Consider the following 19,550-nt stretch of genomic DNA (forward strand, 5'->3'; position numbering starts at 1 on the left):
TGGCCCAATAGTCCTGGCCTTTGAGAGGGCCTTTCTCGAACTTGAAATTGAAGAGGAGAATTCGGTCTTGAGGATCAACCACCAACAAACGGGAAGCTGGGCGCTTATTCATCAGATCCTCTAGGAGCTTGACTTATTTAGTCTCTTTCACCGAAACCATCTTCCACCAGATGCGCAATCGCGGAGATGGCTTCTTCTTTCTGATTGCCGGTTACGACAACGTGGATCGAGCAGCCTGTGCTGGCTGCAAGCATCATCAGTCCCATGATGGAGGTTCCACCAACAGTTTGGCCGTCTTTGGAAACTTTTACATGGGCATCAAAAGTCTCAACCAGCTTGACCAGCTTAGCTGAGGCGCGCGCGTGCAAACCACGGGTGTTCACGATGGTCAGATCGCGAGCTAACACTGTGCATTCATCCATATTTTCTTAGCCTTGCCCGGACAGGACCTGCGAAGCTACGGAGATATACTTCTGTCCTGCACTGCGGGCTTCTTCTACCGCTTCGGCGAGCGATTTTTCGTTTCGAACGCTTGCCAGTTTTATGAGCATCGGCAGGTTTACACCAGCTACGACCTCAACGCTACCACCATCCATCACAGAAATAGCGAGATTAGAAGGCGTACCGCCAAACATGTCGGTAAGAAGGACAACGCCAGAGCCGTCGTTGACAGCTTCAACGGAACGCAGGATGTCCTGACGACGTTGTTCCATATCGTCATCTGGGCCGATGCTAATGGTTGCTACCCGGTCCTGTGGACCTACAACATGCTCAAGAGCCGATTTGAACTCTTCTGCCAACCGACCATGGGTGACAAGAACTAGACCAATCATATATTTCCCGCGAACTAACAGAGTGTCTACTCTTAGGTTATTCCAATCCTACTTTGTTGAAGGACACGCTGCAGTGCAAGAAAAATCAGCATGCTCATACACAGAGGGCTAATAGTTGTGCACTGGATTAGTAAAAATAAGTGCATTCGCGAGCCGAAGAGCGGCTAAATGATCTTCTTTAGGTACTTGTTGTCGAATTAATTTGACTGAGCAAAGTTCACAGGTCTGCGCCTGCTCCTCCGGCAATCTATCGATTTCCTCTCGGGCTTCCAGATCCAGAACCATATGGATTACTGCAGTATCGAGGTAAGGAACATCGACAACGCCATAGCCTCGCAGCTCGGCCTTTCCCTTAATTGGATTTGGGCAAGACCCTATTAAGCGACTATTTTTCTCAGCAATGTAGACACGGTCATCAGCAACGAGGGCTGCAAAACTGCCTTTAAGGTGTGCGCGCTGTATCAATTCCAGCGCCAGCGCTGATTTGCCGGTTCCAGAGGGACCGCGGATCAGAATGCCTTTCGTGCCAACCACCAGACAGGTCGCGTGTATCGCCTGACCTTCTGCTGCCTGTACACTTTGCTTCTGATCCAGTGTCGTCATGAGGTTGTTTTGGCCCTCAGTTTGATCACGAACCGGGCACCAAGCACTTTCGGCTCTTGCCCCTCTTCCTCAGAGGTTCGGTTCATGACCGAGATTTCACCCCGGTGTGCTTCGATAATCTGCCGGCAGATCGAGAGACCCAAGCCAGAGTTGTTTCCGAAGCCCTCATATTCCGGTCTATCCGTATAGAAGCGCTCAAAGACGCGTTCGCGGAGTTCTTCTTTGATACCAGGACCAGAATCTTCGACCCAGATGATAATCTGGTTGCTCTTGCGCTTGGCCGTAACTGTAACAGGAGTTCCTTCTGGTGCAAATGAGCGTGCATTGTCGATCAGGTTATTGATGACCTGACCGAGACGCTGGTCATTGCCGTGCATCTGGAAATTCTTGTCAGTCTTGGATGGCTCAAACTTCAAATCGACATGGGCGATATCATCACAAGCGCGTTCATTGGCAATGGATACGACAGCCTGTAACAGCGTTGCCATATCAACATCGTGGGATTCTGCGCGAGACATTTCCGCATCAATTCGCGATGCTTCAGAGATGTCCGTGATCAGACGATCAAGGCGTTTTACATCATGCTGGATGACTTCCAGCAAGCGTTCGCGTGATCGTTCATTCTTCGCCAAAGGCAAAGTCTCAACGGCACTTCGAAGGGATGTCAGCGGGTTTTTCAGCTCATGCGCCACATCTGCAGCAAAGCTCTCAATCGCATCCATACGGCCATACAGAGCCTTGGTCATATTCCTCAGCGCACGCGCCAGATGACCAATCTCATCGTAACGATCTTCAAACTCAGGGATTTCTTCGCGGGTGTTGATCGCAGACTGCACTTTTTGCGCCGCTTCAGACAAGCGGCGGACTGGCCCTGCGATGGTGCCGGCTAGCAGTACAGACAGGATCATCACCACAACAGCAGCAACGAGGAAGATCTTCAGGATCGCATTGCGCTCTGCGGCGACGATATCATCAATGTCTCCGCCTTGTGTCGACAGGAGCAGTGAACCTAGAACACCGCGGAAACGTTGAATTGGCACGGCAACGGCGACAACCATTTCGCCTTTTGCGCCAACACGCACAACAGATGCAGGGGAACCAGCCAGAGCGGCCTCGACCTCAGGGTATTCGCGCCCTTCCGTCCGTCCGACTTCTTTATATGGCGGGTACTCACCACGGCGGATCCAGAGTTTCAACTCCTCCCACATCTTCTGGAAGAAGGGATCCTTGCTTTCGTCCGGCGGTGGCAGGTCGAAGCGGAAAATCTGGTTTTGGGCATGGAGCTGGCGTGAATCCAGCATCAACATGCCTTCTGGGTCGTAGATTCGGGCCCGTGTTTTGGTGGGCGATATCAGTCGCCGGAGAATAGGTCCGACAATCTCAGGGTTGATCGGGAAGTCCAGACTTCCCAGCGTTGAGCGAGCACTGGTGGATTCTCCGGCTTCCAGACGCAGTAGCATCTCCGGATCAACCATAAGAGAATCGCCATCGCTCGTGGTGGACGCGGCAATGGCGCCTGCAATGATCTCGCCCTGAACCAGCAGTGACTGAACGCGTGCATCGATCAGACCGGCCTGAAACTGGTTCAAGTACAGAATAGAGATCACCATCGCCAGAAGACCGACAAGGTTGAGCACCAGAATGCGGCGGGTCAAAGAAGAAAAGGCATAGATACCGGCGAGCGAGATCCAGCGCGTAAAGACGCGTTGGCGCACTTGCCTGCGTCCCAACCAACGGAACGCACCTGTATGTTGCGGGTCAAGAGTATCAGAAGCGTCGTCTGCTTCGATGTCTTCCCGCTTTTGTTCTTCTTTATTTTCCGACATTCGCTCTTATCGAATTCTCAGGAACGTGTGTTCTCAGGTTTTTCCAACCTTCAGACAGCCCTGTACGAGCTGCTTAAGACTAGTTCTCGCGGAAGCGATAACCTACACCGTAGAGTGTTTCGATCATATCAAAGTCATCATCAACCACTTTGAACTTCTTGCGAAGGCGCTTGATATGGCTATCGATGGTGCGATCGTCAACATAGACCTGATCATCGTAAGCAGCATCCATGAGCGCATTACGGCTTTTCACAACGCCCGGACGCTGAGCGAGAGCAAAGAGAATTAGAAATTCTGTCACTGTCAACGTGACCGGCTTTGCAAGCCATGTGCAGGTATGGCGCTCTTTGTCCATAACAAGGTTGCCACGTTCCAGTAGCTTGGAGGTCTCAGTCGCAGCACTTGCAGCATCTCGTGGTGCAGCACGGCGCAGAACAGCCTTCACACGCTCAACCAACAAACGCTGGGAGAATGGCTTGCGGATAAAGTCGTCAGCGCCCATTTTCAGGCCAAACAACTCATCAATCTCGTCGTCTTTAGACGTGAGGAAGATCACAGGCAGATCGGACATCTGGCGAAAACGGCGCAGAAGTTCCATTCCATCCATACGCGGCATCTTGATATCAAAGATGGCAAGATCCGGCGGGTCTGCCTGGAGCCCTTCCAGTGCGACTGTTCCGTCTGTATAGGTCTGGACCCGATATCCTTCGGCCTCCAAAGCTATTGAGACGGATGTCAAAATGTTACGGTCGTCATCGACCAGAGCAATCGTTGGCATATCAGAGACCTTATTCCTCTCTTGCACGTTTCGCTACTTAGTTGGGATTTGAGATTAACTTGCGCGATCCCTAACCTCGAAATAAGGCAAAACCCTGTTTTAGCAAGATACTCGGAAAAATTCCTTATTTAGCGCTACTTTTGACAAGGTTTCGCCTGCCAAGTGCCACGTGTTCTTCATGAAGTGTATCGTTAAACGATTAAAAGTGAAAACCAAGTTTGTGTAGAGTTTATTTTTATAAGCAAAATAAATCTATGCCAGCAAAAGGTCGTATTTCAATCGGTTTAATAGAAAAACGCAGGATTTCTGGTCTTGCTTTTGTAAGCATGACTGCCCCATCCAAGGGGCGTTATCGCTAAATTCACTGGCGCAGTGCCATTGAATGACGCAAGCTAAATAGTGAGCCGATTAAGGACTACTGAACATGAACGAGTTCGGACTACGGAATTCCGCGTTTGGGTGTGACACCTTCGGACTGAAGGGCCTCAACAGTGTGTACTGGAACCTGACCGAAGCTGAACTTTATGAGCATGCTATCAGGAACGGTGAAGCGCAGATCGCCGCTGGCGGTGCTCTTTGTGCCGAAACAGGTGCTCACACAGGACGCTCTCCAAAAGACAAGTTTGTTGTTCGTGATACCAAGACCGAAGATACGATCTGGTGGGACAACAGTGGCGCGATGAGCCCGGAGAACTTCAATGTTCTTTTGCAAGACATGCTGGCCCACGCTGAAGGCATGGACCTGTATGTACAGGATCTTTATGGAGGCGCTGACCCTGCGCATCAGCTGAACGTTCGCGTTTATAACGAGCTGGCATGGCATAACCACTTTATTCGCAACATGCTTCTTCGCCCGTCCCGCGAAGACCTGAAAAGCTTTGAATCAGAGATGACCATCATCGATCTGCCAAGCTTCAAGGCTGACCCAGAGCGTCATGGTTGCCGGAGCGAGACGGTTATTGCTTGTGATCTGACCAACAAGATCGTTCTGATCGCCGGTACTGCCTACGCCGGTGAAATGAAGAAGTCTGTCTTCTCCATGTTGAACTACATGTTGCCAGAAGACGGTGTGATGCCAATGCATTGCTCCGCGAATGTTGGCGATAACGACGATGCTGCTATTTTCTTCGGCCTGTCCGGCACCGGCAAGACCACGCTTTCCGCTGATCCAGCCCGCACGCTGATCGGTGATGATGAGCACGGTTGGGGGCCAGAGGGCATCTTCAACTTTGAAGGTGGCTGCTACGCGAAAACCATTCGCCTTTCAGCTGAAGCCGAGCCAGAGATTTTTGCGACCACACAGCGCTTCGGCACCATTTTAGAGAATGTTGTGCTGGATGACGCTCGTGTTCCAGACTTTGACGATGGTTCCAAAACGGAAAACACGCGTTGCTCCTACCCTATTCACTTCATTCCGAATGCAAGTGAAAGTGGCCGCGCACCGAACCCTAAGAACATCATCATGCTGACGGCTGATGCGTTTGGTGTTTTGCCTCCAATCGCAAAGCTCAGTGATGCTCAGGCGATGTACCACTTCCTTTCCGGTTACACCGCGAAGGTTGCCGGCACAGAGCGTGGGGTCACTGAACCGCAGGCGACATTCTCCACCTGCTTTGGTGCGCCGTTCATGCCGCGTCATCCATCAGAATATGGTGCTTTGCTGAAAGATCTGATCCGTGAGCACAGCGTGGATTGCTGGCTGGTGAATACCGGTTGGACCGGTGGTGCGTATGGTGTTGGTCACCGTATGCCAATCAAAGAAACCCGTGCCCTGCTTCGTGCTGCATTGGACGGCTCTTTGAACACCGCTGAATTCCGCAAGGATGAGAACTTCGGCTTTATGGTTCCTGTTGCGGTGCCAGGTGTTGATACCAGTATCCTTGATCCACGAAGCACCTGGAGCAATCCGGCTGAATATGACGTGCAGGCGAGCAAGCTTGTCGACATGTTCGCTGCGAACTTCCAGACCTTCCAGGATCACGTTGATGATCTGGTCCTTCATGCAGGCCCGATCACCAAAATTGCTGCTGAATAGTTATCATCAGTCCCCCGAAGAGAGCGCTGGAGCGAAAGCCCCGGCGCTTTTTTGTTTTACTGAACACTGTTCTGTTGTTGCATCCCCTTGAACAAGCAGGCTAGGCTCCTCATTCTATTAGGGCATCGTCCTATGCGAGATCTCTCAGGTTTTTCGCATAGGAGGACGCTTAGGGACCCTGTTTATTTGCGAGCCTGTCATGTCTGTTTCCACTTTGCCTCAAGAGCTTTCCAAAAACCTCGACGTCCTTGGTGTTGCTGAGCGCTGGCAATCAGAGGGGCGCAGACTGGTGCTGGCGACGGTGATTGAGACGTGGGGTTCAGCGCCGCGCCCGGTCGGCAGCCATCTCATTATTGATGAGAGTGGAGAGTTCGAGGGCTCTGTGTCTGGTGGCTGTGTTGAGGGCGCTGTGGTGGCTGAGGCCATGGATGTGCTGGAAGATGGCAAGGCGCGGAAGATTGAGTTTGGTGTCGCCGATGAAACTGCGTGGCGCGTTGGCCTTTCCTGTGGTGGCAAGATTGGCGTTTATCTGGAACCTCTGACATCAGAGGCGGACCACGGACATGTTCGCTTGCTGAACACCTCCAAAGCTGCACGCCAGCCAGCAGCGCTGCTTACCAATCTGGCAACCGGTCTGTCCTCTGTGATGCTTTATGGAGATGATGCAGAGGACAGTGCCATTGCCGCTGCTTTTGAAAACGGTGTTCGCAGTGGCAAATCTGGACGGGTGCAGGCGCAAGACGGCGAAGAGTACTTCCTGAGCATGCAGGTTCCGGCCACGCGGATTGTAGTGGTGGGCGCTGTTCACATTACACAAGCGCTGGTTCCAATTGCACAAACGGCAGGGTTTGACATTACGATAGTCGATCCACGCACTGCGTTTGCCTCTGAAGAGCGCTTCCCTGAGGTGCCGCTGCTTGCTGAATGGCCGCAAGATGTGATGGCACAGTTGAAGCTTGATCCTTTCACCGCCGTTGCTGCGGTGACCCACGATCCGAAAATTGATGATGTGCCGCTGATGGAAGCGCTGAAAGCTGGCTGCTTTTATGTTGGCGCATTAGGAAGCCGCAAGACACATGCAAAGCGCTGTGAGCGCTTTCTCGCGGCTGGCATGAGCGAAGAGGACCTTGCCCGCATCAAAGCACCGATTGGCCTTGATATTGGCGCGGCCAACCCAGCCGAGATTGCGGTGGCCGTGCTCGCAGAGATCATTGTGACCTTGCGTGGGACCAAGGCAGACCAGAAGAAGGCGGGCTGACGTGAAATTTGGAAGCAGATCAGCCGCAGAGAGTGCAGGATGTTACCTTGCCCACTCCATCAAACATAATGGCCTCTCCCTCTCCAAAGGACACCAGCTCAGTGATGCGGATGTGGGACAGTTGATTGCAGCAGGGTTTGCGGAGGTTATTGTTGCGCAAGTTGAGGCAACTGATCTGCACGAAGATGACGCCGCTGCTTTGCTGGCCAACCATGCCTGCGGCACAGCTGTTTCTGCTTCTCCCCCCTTTACAGGACGGTCCAACCTTTATGCCTCGCAAAGCGGGATTTTGCAGGTAGATGCTGAGAAAGTGACAGAAGCTAACCTGATTGATCCGGCCATCACGTTTGCCTGCTTGCATCCGTTCACAGAAGTTCGCGAAGGGCGCATGCTTGCGACTGCGAAGATTATTCCGTTGGCTGTTGATCAGAAGCTGGCACAGAGCGCTGCGGACAAGATTTCCGAGGCTATCTCCGTGGCTGCTTATGCGCCGAAATCGGTTGCAGTCATTTCCACGACGCTTCCGCATCTGAAAGAGACAGTTATTGCGAAGAGCCTTCGTGTTTTACAGGAGCGACTGGACATTGCGGCGAGTAAGATTATTGCGGATGTGCGTGTGCCCCACGAAGAAGAGGCTCTTACGAATGCGCTTGGCACAGAGCAAGTGCAGGACGCTGATCTGATTGTTGTGTTTGGTGCTTCAGCCGTGGTGGACCAAGGGGATGTTATTCCTGCTGCTCTTCAAGCAGCTGGTGGGGAGCTCATCCATTTTGGGATGCCGGTTGATCCGGGCAACCTGCTCGTACTTGGGGAGCTGAATGGCATCCCAGTTATTGGTGCGCCAGGATGTGCGCGGAGTCCGCAAGAGAACGGATTTGACTGGATCCTGCAGCGCTTGCTGGCCAATATCCGCGTTACCAGCAGAGACATCATGTCGATGGGGGTTGGCGGGCTTTTGAAAGAAATTCATAGTCGTCCTCAGCCCCGAGACCATCCTCTCTCTGAGGAGGCTGACAAAGCCACCTGCAGCGGCATTCTACTTGCGGCAGGTAACTCCTCTCGCATGGGGGACCACAACAAACTGCTGGCGCTTATTGATGGGAAGCCTGTCGTCCGCCTCGTTGCCGAGCATGCGCTTGCGAGTGAGTTGAATGAGCTGATTGTCGTCACAGGCGCGATGGCCTCTAAGGTGGAAGAGGCGCTTTCCGGGTTGCCGATCCGGTTCAGACATAATGCTGAGTACGATGAAGGTATTTCATCCTCCGTCAAAAAAGGAATCGAGAGCGTCAACGAGCAATCACAGGCTGCTCTCATTCTGCTCGGTGACATGCCTTTCGTATCCACGGATGACATCAACAAGCTTTTAAAGAATCACGATTCCATGCAGGATCAGCTGATCGGCGTCTCTACAACGCATGGCAAACGAGGCAATCCAGTGCTTTGGGATCGTGCGTTTTTTGATGATCTCCTTAGTCTGCGAGGTGATATTGGCGGCAAACCAATCATTCAGCAGAATCCTTCGGTGGTTTACACCGTGGAGCTTGGAGAAGCGGCGCGACGTGATTTGGATGATCCCGAAGCACTTCACAATGCCGGTGGTGTGCTGGGAAGGCACTCTGAAAAACCATAATTCGCCACAATTGATGAATCAATTTGGTGCAGTAACCACAACAATTCAGCAGAATTCACGTGGTGGTTAATATTGGTGCATACACATCCACTCTGTTATCTATTTGTTTTACTTGCACAATTAAAAATCAGAAAAATATTTTATCCAAATTTTCTTGTGTAAGCATTTTTACACAGCTAAAAATATCTAGCAATTTGGAAAGGGGAGAGATAATCTTTTTCCCGTCCGGTAAATTTGTTTGCTTTTAATGTAGCAAAAGAAAATTCCGGTGATCCCATAATCAAAAATGGTTCCAACGATCCAACGGCGAGCATGGTATTCACGCTCCTCCCGCGTGCATGCAAGTGTTGATCGACTGGCTCCAAAGAACAAGGGTAGGTAAATGAAAGCACCAGTTATGCCTAAGGCGGGCCAGTGTAAGTGGACTGAAGGTGACAGCGGGAGCTATACATTCCCTTGCAAGAACCGCGCTGAAAATGGCTCTTATTGCGACCACCATCGCACGATTGTTTACGAGACACCTGAGCAGCGCAAAGCGCGTGCTGAGGAAATGCGCGCTGCAAACGCAGCAGCAAATAAAAAGAGACTTGCAGCCTAATCGACTGGGCTGCTCGTTCATCCTGCGCTCTTTTCTCCCGCTAACGGTTTAAAGAGCCTGCTTTCTGCATAGGCAGATACAAAAAAGCCTCGGCACTGCCGAGGCTTTTGTTTTTCTTGGCATCGAAGTGCAATCAGGAAGCTTTGATAGCTGCCTGCAGCTCTTGCAGCTGGGAAAGTACCAGCCGTGCAGCCTGACGTGCATCTTCGTCCTTAGCATCAGCTACATCTTCACTCGCATCTTGAATCTGCTGTGCGATGTAACCTGCATCAAGATCGGCCATCGGGATCGCCTGTTCCGCCAGAACAGTCATGCCAGACGCGGAAACGTCAGCAAAACCACCCCGCACGAAGTATTCGTGCTTGGAACCATCTTCGCTGAGCGCTTTAACAACACCCGGACGCATGGTTGACAAGAACGGCGAGTGACCAGCGCCAACACCAAATTCACCTTCAGTGCCTGGCACGATTACATCAGTAACCTTTGCCGAGAGCAGAAGGCGCTCTGGTGAAACCAGCTCAAACTGAAATGCTTCAGCCATTTAGCTCATCCTCTATCCGTTTCTAAGAATGACGCCAAAAGCGTCACCCAAAGAAGTCACCGGTTCAAAAGAACCGAGATTAAGCAGCGTCCTCAGCCAGCTTAGCCGCTTTCTCGATTGCCTCTTCCATAGAGCCAACCATGTAGAATGCAGCTTCTGGCAGGTGGTCGTATTCACCAGCAACAAGGCCTTTAAAGCCTTTGATGGTGTCTTCGAGCGCAACCAGCTTACCTGGGGAACCAGTGAAGACCTCAGCAACAAAGAACGGCTGGGACATGAAGCGCTCGATCTTACGTGCGCGAGCAACAACCAGCTTATCTTCTTCAGAAAGTTCATCCATGCCAAGGATGGCGATGATGTCCTGAAGTGCTTTGTAGCGCTGAAGTGTTTCCTGGACCTGGGTCGCAACTTCGTAGTGCTCGTCACCGATGATGCGCGGGTCAAGCATACGAGAGGAGGAATCCAGTGGATCCACTGCAGGATAGATGCCTTTTTCAGCGATCGCACGGTTAAGAACCGTAGTCGCGTCCAAGTGAGCAAATGTGGAAGCAGGTGCAGGGTCAGTCAAGTCATCCGCAGGAACGTAAACGGCCTGAACGGAAGTGATAGAACCTTTAGATGTGGTCGTAATACGCTCCTGCATGCCGCCCATATCGGTAGCAAGTGTAGGCTGGTAGCCCACAGCAGAAGGAATACGGCCGAGAAGTGCGGACACTTCAGCACCAGCCTGCGTAAAGCGGAAGATGTTGTCCACGAAGAACAGAACGTCCTGGCCTTTATCACGGAAGTCTTCCGCGATGGTCAGGCCTGTCAGAGCAACACGTGCACGTGCTCCTGGAGGTTCGTTCATCTGACCGTAAACAAGAGCAGCTTTAGAACCTTCGCCGCCTTTTTCCTTGTTCACGCCGGATTCGATCATTTCCCAGTAAAGGTCGTTACCTTCACGAGTACGCTCACCAACACCAGCGAATACAGAGTAACCGCCGTGTGCTTTAGCAACGTTGTTGATCAATTCCATGATGAGAACGGTTTTACCAACGCCCGCACCACCGAACAGGCCGATCTTACCACCCTTTGCGTAAGGAGCGATAAGGTCAACAACCTTAATGCCGGTTGGAAGGATCTCAGCTTCTGTAGACTGTTCTACAAATGCCGGAGCTTCCTGGTGGATACCGCGTTTGGCATCATGTTCAATTGGACCAGCTTCATCAACAGGCTCACCAATCACGTTCATGATGCGGCCCAGAGTGCCGTCACCAACAGGAACTGCGATAGGTTCGCCAGTGTCGCGTACTTCCTGACCACGAACGAGACCTTCGGACGCGTCCATGCAGATTGTACGTACTGTATTTTCGCCCAGATGCTGAGCAACTTCGAGAACCAGACGGTTACCGCCGTTGTCAGTTTCCAGAGCGTTCAGAATTGCAGGGAGTTCACCTGGAAAGTGAACGTCGACAACAGCGCCGATTACCTGCGTGATCTGTCCGACTTTCGTGTCAGCCATCACTTAAATCCTCGTCTCAACTCGGTCAGAGCGCTTCCGCGCCCGCAATAATTTCAATCAGTTCCGTCGTGATCTGTGCCTGACGCTGACGGTTGTACGTCGTTGTCAGTTTGTCGATCATCTCGCCGGCATTACGCGTTGCACTGTCCATAGCGGCCATGCGCGCGCCCTGCTCGGAGGCACCGTTTTCAAGGATTGCGCTGTAAATCTGAATAGCGACGTTACGTGGCAGAAGAGTCTCAAGAATCTCCTGTTCACCTGGTTCGTATTCATAAAGCGCGTCCTCAGAGGAACCGTCCTGAGCTTCATCTTTCGCTTCAAACTGAGCTGGGATGAGCTGCTTGGCGGTCGGAACCTGACTGATTACCGATTGGAACTGCGCGTAGAACAGTGTGCAAACATCGTATTTCTCATCCTGGAACATTTCCATGACGAGATCGCCGATGTGCTTTGTGTCGCTGAATTCAACAGATTTCAGGCCGCGTAGTTCGATATTCTCTACAATGTACTGACCGTAGCCACGCTTCAGGGCATCATGCCCCTTCTTACCAACGGTGACGATCTTGACCGTCTTACCTTCGGAAAGAAGTTTGTCTGCGTGCTCACGTGCCAGACGTGCTATCGACGAGTTGAAACCACCACAGAGGCCACGCTCTGCTGTGCAGACGAGGAGCAGATGTGTCTGATCCCGTCCTGTACCCGTCATCAGCTTCGGCGCATCATCCCGACCTTCGAACCCAGCTGCAAGATTGCCAAGTACTGTCCCCATGCGTTCAGCATAGGGACGACCTGCTTCTGCAGCATCCTGGGCACGACGCAGTTTCGCCGCGGCCACCATTTTCATGGCCTTGGTGATTTTCTGCGTCGCTTTGACCGAAGCGATGCGGTTTTTTAGGTCCTTGAGGCTCGCCATGGGCGCTCTCGTTCCTTATCCCGTTGCTTCGAATTAACCGAGGGTCTTGACGTAAGCTTCCACTGCAGCTTTCAGCTTGTCAGTCAAATCGGCGTCGAGTGCCTTCTTCTCCCAGATAGCGGAGAGAAGGTCTGCATGTTCTGCACGCAAGAAGCGCAGCAGGCCAGCTTCAAACTCGCGAACCTCACCAACCGGACGATCGTCCAGGTAGCCGTTCACACCAGCGAAGATCACTGCAACCTGTTCTTCCGTTTTAAGCGGAGAGAACTGCGGCTGTTTCAGCAATTCGGTCAGGCGTGCACCACGGTTCAGAAGCTTCTGAGTGGTTGCATCCAGATCAGAACCAAACTGCGCGAACGCAGCCATTTCACGGTACTGAGCCAGCTCACCCTTAACCGGGCCAGCAACCTGCTTCATCGCTTTAATCTGAGCGGAAGAGCCCACACGAGAAACTGACAGACCAACGTTAACCGCTGGACGAATGCCCTGGAAGAACAGATCGGTTTCAAGGAAGATCTGACCGTCGGTGATGGAGATCACGTTGGTCGGAATAAACGCAGAAACGTCACCACCCTGAGTTTCGATCACTGGCAGCGCGGTCAGAGAACCGAGGCCGTGGTCTTCGTTCAGCTTCGCAGAACGCTCGAGCAGACGGGAGTGCAGGTAGAACACGTCACCTGGGTACGCTTCACGTCCTGGTGGACGACGGAGCAACAGGGACATCTGGCGATACGCAACAGCCTGCTTGGAAAGGTCATCATAACCGATCACAGCGTGCATGGAGTTGTCGCGGAAGTACTCACCCATTGTGGTGCCTGCGAACGGTGCCAGATACTGCAATGGAGCAGGATCAGACGCTGTTGCAGCAACAACGATGGAGTATTCCAGAGCACCAGCGTCTTCCAGAGCTTTCACGAACTGAGCAACAGTTGAACGTTTCTGGCCAACCGCAACATAGATGCAGTACAGCTTTTCGTGTTCGTCGTCAGATGCGTGCAAAGGCTTCTGGTTGAGGAAGGTGTCGAGGATGATAGCGGTTTTACCGGTCTGACGGTCACCAATCACCAATTCGCGCTGACCACGTCCGATTGGAATTAAAGCATCAATCGCTTTAAGACCTGTAGACATTGGCTCGTGAACGGACTTACGAGGCAGAATGCCTGGTGCCTTCACGTCAACGCGACGACGTTCAGTAGATTCGATCGGACCTTTGCCGTCGATTGGGTTACCGAGTGGATCGACAACGCGACCCAACAGACCCTTACCTACTGGAACTTCCACAATAGCGCCGGTACGTTTTACCGTGTCGCCTTCTTTAATGTCACGGTCGCTACCGAAGATAACAACACCGACATTGTCAGTTTCAAGGTTCAATGCCATTCCCCGGATACCACCTGGGAATTCAACCATTTCACCCGCCTGGACGTTGTCCAGGCCGTAAACGCGGGCAATGCCGTCGCCTACGGAAAGTACTTGACCAACTTCAGTCACTTCAGCTTCTTGGCCGAAGTTCTTGATCTGGTCCTTGAGGATAGCGGAAATTTCCGCAGCCCGAATATCCATCAACCGACCTCTTTCATCGCGAACTTAAGAGAGTTGAGCTTGGTTCGCAGTGACGTATCAATCATCCGGCTGCCGATCTTCACGATCAGACCACCAAGAATGGATGAGTCCACCTTCACTACAATCTTCACATTCTTGCCCGTAGAAGCGTTGAGTGCTTCTTTAAGAGCTGCGACATGCTCAGCGTTTAATTCCGTTGCAGAGGTTACTAGAGCAGTAACTTCTCCACGCTTTGCAGCAAGCTGCTCACGGAAACCCTGAATCATGCCTGGAATGGCAAAGAGGCGCCTGTTTTGGGCAACCAACTTCACAAAATTTGCGGTCAGACCGGAAATTCCGGCCTTTTCCAAAATAGCAGAGATCGCCTTTAATTGAGCGTCTGCGCTAAAAACGGGGCTCTTGATAAGACGATCAAGATCAGCACTCTCGTTCAAGAGTGCCTCAAACTGGTCGAGACCCTTCTCCACCTCTGCCGTCGCACCCTGCTCCTCAGCAAGGTCCAACAGCGCAGAAGCATAACGCAAGGCCACGCCCGAAATGAGAGATACGTTGTCAGTCACTGGATCCGTGCTCTCCCGCGCATACAAGATTCTGGCGGCTGGCTCGCCGGAAATCCAAATCCTTGATAAGTCGCGTCTAATTCAATTTGAATGGCACAATCTGAGATAACCGTGCCGATAAAGCCGCGCTTCGCATAGCACACGCTTGAACACCTTGCAACATGGCGTAGGTATTCCAACGCATACATTGAGGTATCAAACTTTCTGCGCAGCACTACATGAAACTTTGGGGGTCAACATCAACCTGCACTCTGATACCGCCAGTTGGCTTGGGAGCGGCAGACAACCAGTTTCTCAGAAAGCCTTGTAAATCAACACTCCGGGGTGCGATTGCGAGCAAACGGAACCGATATCTGCCCCTCACCAGCGCCATTGCAGCCTCTGCCGGACCGAGGATTTGAACGCCTTCCGAACTAGGACTATTTACTGCAAGAGTTTTGGAAAATTTTTCGGTGAGAGTTCTATTCGCTCCAGAGATAATCAATGCTGCGAGTCTCCCGAATGGAGGCAGGCCGGCGTTTTCTCGCGACTCGATTTCCGCAGCGTAAAATTCCTCGGGATTTCCGGAGAGAAGTGCCTTTATAACGGGTTGGTCAGGGTTGTAAGTTTGCAGCAATCCCCTGCCTTTTCCGTGTATTCGGCCAGCACGTCCCGTCACCTGAGCCAGAAGCTGGAAAGTGCGCTCTGCTGCCCTAGGATCGCCATTTGCGAGGCCCAAATCAGCATCAACCACCCCAACAAGGGTCATTAATGGAAAGTTATGCCCTTTGGCGACCAATTGCGTGCCGATGACAATGTCAACTTCGCCCGTTTCAACGAGCTTCATTTCGCGATTTATGCGCTCTGTTCCGCCCGGTAAATCCGAGGAGAGAACAAGGACCCGCGCCTCGGGAAATAACGCTGAGACATCTTCAGCAATTCGTTCCACGCCAGGGCCACACGCAACCAGCGTATCGGGCTTGCTGCATTCGGGGCATTTATCCGGCATAGGCTGTGAATAGCCGCAGTGGTGGCATACCAATTTGCCCTTAAAGCGGTGCTCCACAAGCCAAGCTGAGCAGTTTTCACAATGGAACCGATGGCCGCAGGTTCTGCACAGGGTCAGTGGGGCATAACCCCTACGGTTCAAAAAGAGCAGAACCTGATTACCGTTGGTCAGTGTTTCCTGAATCTCATTGACCAGTGCAGGTGCCAGCCATTTGCCTCGTTCAGGCCCATCGCAGCGCATATCAATGCCTTTGATTGTCGGCATTTCTGCACCGGAAGCACGCACTGGAAGCACAATTTTCGTGTATCGGCCCAGCTTTGCATTTACCTGACTTTCCACAGATGGTGTTGCACTGGCGAGCACGACAGGGAAACCAGAGATATGCCCCCGAACAACGGCCATATCCCTAGCGTTGTAGGGAACACGATCATCTTGCTTGTAGGCCGTATCATGCTCTTCATCCACGACCAGCAAACCTAGCCTGTGAAAAGGAAGGAAAAGTGCTGACCGCGCACCAACAACGACCTTCACTTCGCCATTTGCGACTCCCCGCCACGTTCTTGCGCGTCGTTTTGGAGGTACTTGCGAGTGCCATTCGGCTGGTCTGACCCCAAATCGCTGCTCAAACCGCTCCAAAAACTGGTTGGTGAGCGCAATTTCGGGGATGAGAACCAGAGCTTGCTCGTTGTTTCTGAGAGCTTTGGCGACGGCTTCGAAATAAACTTCGGTCTTTCCTGACCCTGTCACCCCATCGATAAGGAAGGCCTTGAAGCCTTTTCCGATAGACTCACACAACTGATTCGCGGCGCCTTCCTGAAGATCCGTCAGCTTTCTGCCCGGAAGAGATGGATCAGGATCAGGCAGTGGCGGGGTTGCTGGCAGCATTGCTTCTTCCAGCACGCCTTGCTTTTTAAGGCCGTCGATGACCGAGGAGCTGACACCAGCGGCTCCCGCTAAACCAGGGCGCGTCCATGCCATGCCATTTTCGACGAGTTCCATGACTTTTGAGCGCGCAGGTGTCATGCGGTCCGGCTGCATGCCATCAATGTAGCGCACACCAGAGAGCAGCGTTTCTGGTTCCAAAGCCTCCTCAGAACGCAGCACCATGCGCAAAACCATGCCGGGAGCGCCCAGCGTCCATGCGGCGACCCAGTCTATGTATTTCCTAAGATCTTCAGCGATTGGGGGCGTATCGTAGACATGCAGGATGCTTTTCAGCCTTTTGGGATTAACCTTTGTGTCCGGTTCTCCATCCCAAACGGCACCGATCACCTCACGCGGGCCAAGAGGCACACGCACGATGGAACCGGGGCGTACGTCCATGTCAGCTGGTACTTTATAGGAATATGCACCTGCGACAGCGACAGGAACCAGCACAGGTACGATAACCTCTGGTTCACACATCTGGCCGTTGCCAAAAAACTCAGTTTGCTGACTCACGAAACTCCATTCCTTGCTGAGCACTTGCTGGTTTTACCGCGCATTCTTATCCTAAAACCGGAATCCAGTTTTCGGGAATACGCTTTAGCGGGTTTTACTCTTGTTGTTTCTATACACTCTGGGCTAAACACATACCGGAATTCCCCCCTAGGCCTCCGGTACCCTACGAGAGGCTACTAAGAAATCAGGAGCCTTTCCGGCATGAAATTCTTCGTTGATACTGCTGACACCAACGACATTAAAGAGCTGGCTGCAACCGGTCTTCTCGATGGTGTTACCACTAACCCATCTCTTATCATGAAATCTGGCCGTCCAATGAAAGAAGTCATCGCAGAGATCTGCGAGCTTGTGGATGGTCCTGTTTCTGCTGAAGTTGTTGCAACTGACGCTGAAGGCATGCTGAAAGAAGCTGAAGAGCTGATCGCAATTGCAGACAACATCTGCATCAAGCTGCCTTTGACATTGGAAGGCCTGAAGGCTTGCCGCGTTCTGGCGAACAAAGGCGTGCAGACCAACGTGACCCTTTGTTTCTCTGCAAACCAGGCTCTTCTGGCTGCAAAAGCTGGCGCGACCTTCATCTCTCCATTCATTGGCCGTCTGGACGACATCAACATTGAAGGCCTGGACCTGATTGCTGAAATCCGTCAGATCTATGATAACTACGGCTTCACCACCGAAATTCTTGCAGCTTCTATCCGTAGCGCAAACCACGTAAAAGACTGCGCGCTCATCGGCGCTGATGTTGCAACTATCCCACCTTCAACACTGAAGGGCCTCGTGAAGCACCCACTGACCGACAAAGGTCTGGAAGCATTCATGAAGGACTGGGCAGCAACCGGTCAGAGCATCGTTTAAGCTCTTTGTTTTTTCGCATATCGCGATGATATTAAGCGCGGACCTTTGGGTCCGCGTTTTTTGTTTTATCGTGCAGTCTCAGCCAGCCCAAGCCTATCTAAAATTCAGGTATCCGCAGTATGACCACGAAAATCCTGATAAGTGCGTGCTTGCTTGGTGAGCCAGTCCGCTACAACGGCAGTGGCCTACCGCTTGAAAGCAGTATTCTAACTGGTTGGAAGGAAGCCGGTATTCTGGTGCCCCTTTGCCCGGAAGTCGCAGCAGGATTTCCAACACCGCGCCCACCAGCTGAGATTGAAGAGAACCGATTGGGCACAGATGTTCTCGAGGGCCATGGCGGAATTTTTGAAGACAATGGGCGCGACGTCACCAGCCAGTTTCGCCTTGGTGCTAGCATCACCGTGCAGACTGCGCTTGAAACAGGGTGCCGCTTCGCATTGCTCACTGATGGCAGCCCATCCTGCGGGAGCACTTTCATCTATAGTGGCCATCACGATGGGCAGACACGTTCGGGGATGGGTGTCGTCGCTGCTGATCTGCGCAGGAACGGCGTTGAGGTATTTGCTCAGCATCAAATTCGTGAATTAGCAGCGCGATTGCGCTCTTAGAACCTCCGTTTAACCCTCAATCTCTCCTCCCCTCATCTTGCTTGGCAAGGTTCACACCCATTCATTCGGTCAAAGTGGAACGGCACAAACCAGTATCCACCGCGTCAAACAGTGTTGGCAGGGGTTTCTTAACTCTCCCTCGCCAGTTTCTGATGGTGATCTTGAATATGTCGCGTGCATTTCATTCACGCGCCTCATTCAAGATCTTTATTAATGCGTATCCTCACCTGAAAACCGGAGACCACTTTTCAGGGATACGCTTGCGAAAGACTTCTTCATGCGTAACCTCATCGTATTCTCTGCTGCCCTTTTGGCTTGCATCTGGACAACTGCAGCCTTTTCTGCACCGCCAACCAGCTTCTCTCAGGCTAAGCGCTTGCTGGAAAAGCATATTTATCCAACAGAAGAGTATCGCGAGACCTTCTATTGTGGTTGCACCTACAATGGAAAGAAGCAGGTTGATGCGGACAGTTGCGGGTATACCCCGCGCAAAAACGCCAAGCGCGGCAAGCGGATTGAGTGGGAGCACATTGTTCCAGCTTCGCGTTTTGGCAAAACACGCGCTTGTTGGAGTGAAGGTGACCCCGCCTGTACCACCAAGAAGGGCAAATCCTATAAGGGCCGTCGATGCTGCTCTAAAGTTGATGCAGATTTCAAGCGTATGGAAGCTGATCTCCATAACCTCGTTCCAGCCGTTGGTGAGTTAAACGGAGACCGCTCCAATTATCGCATGGCTGTTATCACCGGCGAGGACCGGACTTATGGCGCTTGTGATTTTGAAATTGACAGCAGCCGGAAAGTTGCCGAGCCGATGGCTGAGACGCGCGGTGATATTGCGCGGATCTATCTGTACATGCACACCACCTACGGCATGCCGCTGACAGAGACTGAGGTCGAGATGTTCAACCAGTGGATGGCAGAGGATCCGGTCTCTGAAGAAGAGCAGCTGCGTGATGCGCGCATCCTGGAAATTCAGGGTAACACCAATCCACTCATCTCAGTTGGTTTCTAGCCAGA

The 19,550-nt window shown here is 52.2% G+C and carries 18 protein-coding genes; 7 read left to right on the plus strand and 11 right to left on the minus strand.

The window, feature by feature from the left end:
* Window positions 1-137 precede the first annotated feature (137 nt).
* The 5 genes from PPL9_RS12270 to PPL9_RS12290 form a co-directional block, all read right to left on the minus strand.
* The gene (locus PPL9_RS12270; protein ID WP_057462957.1) at window positions 138-422 is read right to left on the minus strand and encodes an HPr family phosphocarrier protein; all 285 of its coding nucleotides are present in this window, start codon (window positions 420-422) and stop codon (window positions 138-140) included.
* A gap of 6 nt (window positions 423-428) precedes the next feature.
* Window positions 429-833 carry a PTS sugar transporter subunit IIA gene (locus PPL9_RS12275; RefSeq protein ID WP_057462958.1) on the minus strand — a complete coding sequence of 135 codons (405 nt, stop codon included), beginning with the start codon at window positions 831-833 and terminating at the stop codon, window positions 429-431.
* 108 nt (window positions 834-941) lie between these two features.
* Window positions 942-1,436: an HPr kinase/phosphatase C-terminal domain-containing protein gene (locus PPL9_RS12280; protein WP_057462959.1), complete on the minus strand. Its 495-nt coding sequence runs from the start codon at window positions 1,434-1,436 to the stop codon at window positions 942-944.
* A complete protein-coding gene (locus tag PPL9_RS12285) occupies window positions 1,433-3,262 on the minus strand; it encodes a sensor histidine kinase (RefSeq protein ID WP_057462960.1) in 1,830 nt (609 codons plus the stop codon). Before PPL9_RS12285 ends, PPL9_RS12280 begins: the two co-directional genes overlap by 4 nt.
* A 79-nt stretch (window positions 3,263-3,341) precedes the next feature.
* The gene (locus tag PPL9_RS12290) at window positions 3,342-4,040 is read right to left on the minus strand and encodes a response regulator transcription factor (RefSeq protein ID WP_037036395.1); all 699 of its coding nucleotides are present in this window, start codon (window positions 4,038-4,040) and stop codon (window positions 3,342-3,344) included.
* Window positions 4,041-4,464: 424 nt separating this feature from the next.
* Between PPL9_RS12290 and PPL9_RS12295 the strand changes: the two genes are divergently transcribed.
* The 4 genes from PPL9_RS12295 (at window position 4,465) to PPL9_RS12310 (ending at window position 9,561) form a co-directional block, all read left to right on the plus strand.
* The gene (locus PPL9_RS12295; protein ID WP_057462961.1) at window positions 4,465-6,075 is read left to right on the plus strand and encodes a phosphoenolpyruvate carboxykinase; all 1,611 of its coding nucleotides are present in this window, start codon (window positions 4,465-4,467) and stop codon (window positions 6,073-6,075) included.
* A gap of 199 nt (window positions 6,076-6,274) precedes the next feature.
* A complete protein-coding gene (locus tag PPL9_RS12300; RefSeq protein ID WP_057462962.1) occupies window positions 6,275-7,333 on the plus strand; it encodes an XdhC family protein in 1,059 nt (352 codons plus the stop codon).
* A gap of 1 nt (window position 7,334) precedes the next feature.
* A complete protein-coding gene (locus tag PPL9_RS12305) occupies window positions 7,335-8,963 on the plus strand; it encodes a molybdopterin-binding/glycosyltransferase family 2 protein (protein ID WP_057462963.1) in 1,629 nt (542 codons plus the stop codon).
* 382 nt (window positions 8,964-9,345) lie between these two features.
* Window positions 9,346-9,561, plus strand: a complete 216-nt coding sequence (locus PPL9_RS12310; protein WP_057462964.1) for a hypothetical protein — start codon at window positions 9,346-9,348, stop codon at window positions 9,559-9,561.
* Between the two features lie 133 nt (window positions 9,562-9,694).
* On the opposite strand, the gene PPL9_RS12315 is transcribed toward PPL9_RS12310, so the two are convergent.
* The 6 genes from PPL9_RS12315 to PPL9_RS12340 form a co-directional block, all read right to left on the minus strand.
* Entirely contained in the window at window positions 9,695-10,102 is a 408-nt protein-coding gene (locus PPL9_RS12315; RefSeq protein WP_057462965.1) for a F0F1 ATP synthase subunit epsilon, read from the minus strand.
* Between the two features lie 79 nt (window positions 10,103-10,181).
* The gene (atpD, locus tag PPL9_RS12320) at window positions 10,182-11,606 is read right to left on the minus strand and encodes a F0F1 ATP synthase subunit beta (RefSeq protein WP_057462966.1); all 1,425 of its coding nucleotides are present in this window, start codon (window positions 11,604-11,606) and stop codon (window positions 10,182-10,184) included.
* Between the two features lie 25 nt (window positions 11,607-11,631).
* The gene (locus tag PPL9_RS12325; protein WP_057462967.1) at window positions 11,632-12,519 is read right to left on the minus strand and encodes a F0F1 ATP synthase subunit gamma; all 888 of its coding nucleotides are present in this window, start codon (window positions 12,517-12,519) and stop codon (window positions 11,632-11,634) included.
* 33 nt (window positions 12,520-12,552) lie between these two features.
* A complete protein-coding gene (atpA, locus tag PPL9_RS12330; RefSeq protein WP_057462968.1) occupies window positions 12,553-14,082 on the minus strand; it encodes a F0F1 ATP synthase subunit alpha in 1,530 nt (509 codons plus the stop codon).
* A complete protein-coding gene (locus PPL9_RS12335; RefSeq protein WP_082596855.1) occupies window positions 14,082-14,642 on the minus strand; it encodes a F0F1 ATP synthase subunit delta in 561 nt (186 codons plus the stop codon). The genes atpA and PPL9_RS12335 overlap by 1 nt, the downstream gene beginning before the upstream one ends.
* 214 nt (window positions 14,643-14,856) lie before the next feature.
* A complete protein-coding gene (locus PPL9_RS12340; protein WP_057463238.1) occupies window positions 14,857-17,034 on the minus strand; it encodes a primosomal protein N' in 2,178 nt (725 codons plus the stop codon).
* A gap of 237 nt (window positions 17,035-17,271) precedes the next feature.
* Here PPL9_RS12340 and fsa point away from each other — a divergent pair, with 237 nt between their 5' ends.
* The 3 genes from fsa to PPL9_RS12355 all read left to right on the plus strand — a co-directional run bounded on the left by fsa (window position 17,272) and on the right by PPL9_RS12355 (window position 19,545).
* Entirely contained in the window at window positions 17,272-17,925 is a 654-nt protein-coding gene (gene fsa, locus PPL9_RS12345; protein ID WP_057462970.1) for a fructose-6-phosphate aldolase, read from the plus strand.
* Between the two features lie 119 nt (window positions 17,926-18,044).
* Complete coding sequence (locus tag PPL9_RS12350) at window positions 18,045-18,533, plus strand: DUF523 domain-containing protein (RefSeq protein WP_057462971.1); 489 nt, start codon at window positions 18,045-18,047, stop codon at window positions 18,531-18,533.
* 277 nt (window positions 18,534-18,810) lie between these two features.
* Complete coding sequence (locus tag PPL9_RS12355; protein WP_057462972.1) at window positions 18,811-19,545, plus strand: endonuclease; 735 nt, start codon at window positions 18,811-18,813, stop codon at window positions 19,543-19,545.
* Window positions 19,546-19,550: the final 5 nt, after the last annotated feature.

It is taken from the genome of Pseudovibrio sp. POLY-S9, assembly GCF_001431305.1.
In the GTDB taxonomy this organism is placed as follows: Bacteria; Pseudomonadota; Alphaproteobacteria; order Rhizobiales; family Stappiaceae; genus Pseudovibrio.

Coding starts and splice junctions, on each gene's coding strand:
- PPL9_RS12270 (WP_057462957.1), bottom strand. CDS start 422: ATGGATGAATGCACAGTGTTAGCTCGCGATCTGACCATCGTGAACACC.
- PPL9_RS12275 (WP_057462958.1), bottom strand. CDS start 833: ATGATTGGTCTAGTTCTTGTCACCCATGGTCGGTTGGCAGAAGAGTTC.
- PPL9_RS12280 (WP_057462959.1), bottom strand. CDS start 1,436: ATGACGACACTGGATCAGAAGCAAAGTGTACAGGCAGCAGAAGGTCAG.
- PPL9_RS12285 (WP_057462960.1), bottom strand. CDS start 3,262: ATGTCGGAAAATAAAGAAGAACAAAAGCGGGAAGACATCGAAGCAGAC.
- PPL9_RS12290 (WP_037036395.1), bottom strand. CDS start 4,040: ATGCCAACGATTGCTCTGGTCGATGACGACCGTAACATTTTGACATCC.
- PPL9_RS12295 (WP_057462961.1), top strand. CDS start 4,465: ATGAACGAGTTCGGACTACGGAATTCCGCGTTTGGGTGTGACACCTTC.
- PPL9_RS12300 (WP_057462962.1), top strand. CDS start 6,275: ATGTCTGTTTCCACTTTGCCTCAAGAGCTTTCCAAAAACCTCGACGTC.
- PPL9_RS12310 (WP_057462964.1), top strand. CDS start 9,346: ATGAAAGCACCAGTTATGCCTAAGGCGGGCCAGTGTAAGTGGACTGAA.
- PPL9_RS12315 (WP_057462965.1), bottom strand. CDS start 10,102: ATGGCTGAAGCATTTCAGTTTGAGCTGGTTTCACCAGAGCGCCTTCTG.
- atpD (WP_057462966.1), bottom strand. CDS start 11,606: ATGGCTGACACGAAAGTCGGACAGATCACGCAGGTAATCGGCGCTGTT.
- PPL9_RS12325 (WP_057462967.1), bottom strand. CDS start 12,519: ATGGCGAGCCTCAAGGACCTAAAAAACCGCATCGCTTCGGTCAAAGCG.
- atpA (WP_057462968.1), bottom strand. CDS start 14,082: ATGGATATTCGGGCTGCGGAAATTTCCGCTATCCTCAAGGACCAGATC.
- PPL9_RS12340 (WP_057463238.1), bottom strand. CDS start 17,034: ATGTGTGAACCAGAGGTTATCGTACCTGTGCTGGTTCCTGTCGCTGTC.
- fsa (WP_057462970.1), top strand. CDS start 17,272: ATGAAATTCTTCGTTGATACTGCTGACACCAACGACATTAAAGAGCTG.
- PPL9_RS12350 (WP_057462971.1), top strand. CDS start 18,045: ATGACCACGAAAATCCTGATAAGTGCGTGCTTGCTTGGTGAGCCAGTC.
- PPL9_RS12355 (WP_057462972.1), top strand. CDS start 18,811: ATGCGTAACCTCATCGTATTCTCTGCTGCCCTTTTGGCTTGCATCTGG.